Raw genomic sequence first — 3,878 nt, forward strand, 5'->3', positions numbered from 1 at the left:
GCGGCGCCGTCGAGGCGGCGGCCGGCGGGGGCTCGCCGGCCTCGGCAGCCCCGGCCGCGGCGTGCTCGGGCGTGAGCCCGGCGGAGGCGTCCGCGACCCGGTTGGCCGGGCGGAGCGTGCCGGTGAGGAGGTCCGGCCCCGGATGTATGGACACGGCGAGCCAGTCCCCCTCGTAGGGCTGCGGCGCCGTCCTGCGGCTGTCGTCGGGCGGGCGCCGGACGTGGAAGCGGACCGGCTCGGGGGACAGCAGCGCGCCGCGCAGATGGTCCTCGTACGCGGCCTGGTCGAGCCAGGGCACGGCCTCCCACAGGGAGTGGCCGAGGAGTTTCGCCCGTGGCCGGCCGAGCAGCTGGGCCGCGCGCGGGTTCGCGTAGACGACCGTGCCGAGCCGGTCGACGCAGAACACGCCGTCGGGCAGCAGGTCGGCCGCGACGTCGGCCACCGTGCCGGCCGCCGGATCGCGGACGACGCCGCGCACCGGGCCGGCGCCGGGCGGGCCCGCGCGCGGTGTCCACAGCTCCACCAGCCGCAGCGTGCCGTCCGCCGCGCGGACGTACAGGGGCAGCGGCGGAGGACTGCCCGTGGCCGTCTGGCGCAGTGCCGCGGCCATCCGGTGCCCGTCGTCCGGGGTCAGGGCGGCCATGAGCGCCTGGAGGGTGACGACGGTGCCCTCGTGCCCGCCGGGCGCGCCGAGCAGGGCGCGCAGCGGCTCGTCGACGGTGACCGCGCCCGTGCCGGGGTCCCAGGAGAAGCTCCCGGCCCGCTGGGGGTGCCGCCGGGACGCGGGCGGCCGGATGCACAGCGGCTCGCCGTCCCAGGCGACCCGCGGGGCGGCGCCGTCCCGCTCCAGCTCCCCCAGGGCCGCTCCGAGGTCCCGCGCGCACCGCTCCATGTGCTCGACGCCCTCCAGCACCTCGGTGGTGTCCGGGACCGGCGGACGCAGGACGGTCAGGACGCCGTACGTCCGCGCCGGGCCGGCGACCGGCACGTACAGGGAGCCGAACGGGAACGGCAGGCCGGCCGCGAACTGCGGGTAGCGGCGCATCGTCTCGGCGGCGTCGGGCAGCACCACCCGCACGCCGAGCCGGTAGGCGTCGGCGACGGGGAAGGGACTGTCGGCGTGCAGGCGCCACCAGGGGCGGAACAGCGGCCCGGGGAGTCCGGCGAGGACGGCAAGCCGCAGCAGCCCGGGCGTGCGCGAGCCCAGGTAGACGCCGCCCGCGTGGCCTCCGGCCGCGCCGATCGCCTCGGCGGAGGCGTCGATCAGCAGCGTCACGAGCCGTTCGGCCGTCCTGTCCGCGGCCTCGGCGCCTGTACTCATCGGCCCCACCTCGTCCGTGTGCCGCCGCACGGGCGACACAGCAAGAATGCGCCACGGGACCGCCCGGGCGCACGTGGTCGGTGCGCACGGGTGAGCTCGATCGGGCGGGGTGGCGGAACTCTCGGTGGCGGTGGTCTGCCGGACGGGTTGGGCGGGCGCGGCCCCGGCCGTGACGGCCGGTCACCGTCACGGCCGGGAGCGAGCCGGTCACCATGGGGCCGGTGAGCCCCGCCGGCTCCGGACGTGGGCCGTCAGGGCCGGGCGTAGGGCCGGGTCATGATCTCCAGGTTGTGGCCGTCCGGATCGTCGAAGTACGCGCCCCGGCCGCCGAACAGCCGGTTGATCCGGCCGGGTTCGGTGTGCCGGGGGTCGGCGTAGTACGTGACGCCGACCGCGTCCAGGCGGGCGATCATGCCGTCGAAGCCGTCCTCGGGCACGAGGAACGCGTAGTGCTGCGACTGGATCGGCTCGTCCCGCTGCTCGTAGTAGTCGAGGGTCACACCGTTGCCGAGGTCGACCGGCAGGAACGGGCCGAACGGGGCGCCGACCTCCAGTCCGAGGATCGCGGCGAGGAACTCGGCGGACAGCCGCCGGTCCCGGGCCAGGACGACGGTGTGGTTCAGCTGCACGGTCGTGGCCGACGGCGCGGGGGAGTACGGGTGGTGCTGGTCGTCAGGCATGGGTCGGAGGTCTCCGGTTCTCGGGTTCGGTGGCGCGGCGCCCGCGGTACGGGCGTGCGGTACGAGGGAACGCGGAGACGGGGCGGGCCTCGGGCCCGCCGTGAGGTCACGCCGGGGCCGGGACCCTCACTCGTGCATGGCCCATGGCCGACCCGGCAGTCACGCGGCCGACGTTACCGCCCGTCGCGGACCGGGGGCAACGCCGTCGCCGCCGCGGCGCGGTGCCCGGCGCCTGACCGAAACAGGTTGCGCACGGCGGAAGTTGGGGCAAAGGAAGAGGCAGAGCCGGTTCGATGCGTATCGTGAAGCAGCGCGGGCCTACGCTTCCACTCCTCGGCCCCGGACCGGACGGTGAGGCTCTGTATGACTCCGGCGCACAGACCCGATGCCGCGGACGCCCCTGCCGTGTCCACCGCGGTGGAGTTCAGGGGCGGCTCGGCGATGATCCCGGCCTCCCGGGACGTCGTCCAGGGCTTCGTCGCGCGACTCGCCGCGGCCGGCGTGAAGACGGCCGACACCTTCCTGGACACCGCTCGCCTGGTCGTCAGCGAACTGGTGACGAACGCGCTCCGGCACGCGCCCGGCCCGTGCCGGCTGGTGCTGACGCTGGTGGACGACGGCGTGGAGATAGCCGTGTCGGACACCGGGGAGGCCTTCCCCACGTTCCTGCCGAGAGACCCCCGGCGCGTCGGCCGGCACGGTCTGGAGATCGTGACGCGGCTGTGCGACGAGGTCATCACCAAGCCGCACCCGACCGGCAAGACCGTCTTCGCACGGCTGCCGCTGCGGTGACCCGCACCGGCGGCCGGCTGCGGGGCGCTCAGGCGGCCAGGGCCTGGTCGACGGTGGGATAGCAGGGGATGAGCGTGTCCACCCCGACGAGCTGGAGGACCCGCAGGACGGCCTGCTGCGGCGCGGCCAGCCGGAACAGGACGCCACGGGACTCGGCGGCCTGGTGGGCGGAGATCAGCACGTTGATGCCGCTGGAGTCCAGGAAGGCGACCTCCGAGAAGTCGACCACCGTGCACGGCGCCGCCTCCACACAGGCCAGCAGGACGTCGCGGAGCTGACTGCTGCCGTCGAGATCGACTTCTCCGGCGAGGGAGACGACGCTGACGTCGCCGCCCGTGGTGGTACGGGTGATCAGCAGCCGCTCCGGTACTGCCGCTCCCTCGATGTCCGCCACGCTTCCCTCACCTCTCGCATATGCCCGGCCGTCTTCGGTGCGTTGATGTTAAGGCCCTCGGGGGTTCGTGTGGGCCACTTGTGCAGACCGGAAGGAGCCGCCGGGCGGGCCGCGGCCGCTCGACGCGCGCGATGGCCGTGCTCTGACTACGGTCGAGGTGTGGTGGCTCACACATTCGAAGAGCTCGTGCACAAGCGCCGCGCGGCGGACCAGGCACAGCACCGGGTCGAGGAGCTGCGCGACTCGTACGGGCCTCCTACGCAGCAACAGTGGACCCGACGGCAGTCGCAGACGTACGAGACGGCCGTACGGGCATGGCGCGACCTGGACCGGGACGCGCAGACCGCGATGACGGAGTACGTCAAGGAGGAGGGCAAGGACCAGGGCCAGTCCCGCCACAAGCTGGAGGCGAAGGTCCGCAAGGCCGTCCAGGACGGGTGACGGGGGCCTGACGCGGCCCGGCCAGAGGTGGGCACGCGGTGCCGTGCCGCCTCAGGCCGGGGCCGACGCATGAGGGCACGCGGTGGTGCCCCTGGCGGCGACCGGCGGTGGTGTCCCTGATCCCGGCCGGTGACCCGCGGTGGTGTGCCGGAATCCGGCCGGCGGGCCCGGGGCAGCGCTGCCGGGCCGCGGTGGTGTCCCTGAAACCTGGCGGTGATCCGCGGTGGTGTCCCTGACCCCGGCCGGCGGG

General features: G+C 74.9%; 5 protein-coding genes. 2 read left to right on the top strand and 3 right to left on the bottom strand.

Features of this window, described 5'->3' with window-relative positions:
* Nucleotides 1-1,321, bottom strand: a 1,321-nt coding sequence (locus tag GTW67_RS22775) for a PAS domain-containing protein (protein ID WP_161166668.1), incomplete at its 3' end; no start/stop codon positions are given.
* Nucleotides 1,322-1,572: 251 nt separating this feature from the next.
* On the bottom strand, nt 1,573-2,001 hold the full coding sequence (locus GTW67_RS22780; protein ID WP_161166669.1) for a VOC family protein: 429 nt from the start codon (nt 1,999-2,001) through the stop codon (nt 1,573-1,575).
* A 405-nt stretch (nt 2,002-2,406) separates the two neighbouring features.
* Here GTW67_RS22780 and GTW67_RS22785 point away from each other — a divergent pair, with 405 nt between their 5' ends.
* Nucleotides 2,407-2,793: an ATP-binding protein gene (locus tag GTW67_RS22785; protein ID WP_346010719.1), complete on the top strand. Its 387-nt coding sequence runs from the start codon at nt 2,407-2,409 to the stop codon at nt 2,791-2,793.
* A gap of 28 nt (nt 2,794-2,821) precedes the next feature.
* Here GTW67_RS22785 and GTW67_RS22790 read toward each other — a convergent pair whose 3' ends face one another.
* Nucleotides 2,822-3,187, bottom strand: coding sequence for an anti-sigma factor antagonist (locus GTW67_RS22790; RefSeq protein ID WP_161166671.1), 366 nt, complete (start codon nt 3,185-3,187; stop codon nt 2,822-2,824).
* A 162-nt stretch (nt 3,188-3,349) separates the two neighbouring features.
* Between GTW67_RS22790 and GTW67_RS22795 the strand changes: the two genes are divergently transcribed.
* The gene (locus GTW67_RS22795; RefSeq protein ID WP_346010720.1) at nt 3,350-3,628 is read left to right on the top strand and encodes a hypothetical protein; all 279 of its coding nucleotides are present in this window, start codon (nt 3,350-3,352) and stop codon (nt 3,626-3,628) included.
* Nucleotides 3,629-3,878: the final 250 nt, after the last annotated feature.

The organism is Streptomyces sp. SID5910 (assembly GCF_009862125.1).
GTDB lineage: Bacteria > Actinomycetota > Actinomycetes > Streptomycetales > Streptomycetaceae > Streptomyces.

Bases quoted from the DNA above. Each gene is read 5' to 3' on its own strand.
- GTW67_RS22780 (WP_161166669.1), bottom strand. From the start codon at position 2,001: ATGCCTGACGACCAGCACCACCCGTACTCCCCCGCGCCGTCGGCCACG.